General features: G+C 45.5%; 1 pseudogene. It reads left to right on the forward strand.

The features are described from left to right. Nucleotides 1-268, forward strand: a pseudogene (locus tag RTW80_RS29450) (glycosyltransferase family 2 protein); the annotation flags it as partial.

The following is a 268-nucleotide window of genomic DNA, read 5'->3' on the forward strand; positions in this document are numbered from 1 at the left end:
GTGCATGGACAGTGACGAAATACTCGATCAAGAAACCGTTGATGCTATTTTAAAATTAAAAATGGGCGATGAACCCGAACCGGATATGGCGTGGCGGATATGTCGTCACTGGTTTGTTCTGGGAGAAAATGTCCGAACGATTTATCCCGTCTCATCACCGGATTATCCGGTGCGTCTTTTTAACCGTACGCAGTCGCGATTTAATAATCGGCCAGTAGACGATCAGGTTGAAGGTTTTCTCCGTTCTGAACGTATTCCAGGTTATGTC

This window comes from Escherichia sp. AM3, from assembly GCF_032029835.1.
In the GTDB taxonomy this organism is placed as follows: Bacteria; Pseudomonadota; Gammaproteobacteria; order Enterobacterales; family Enterobacteriaceae; genus Escherichia; species Escherichia coli.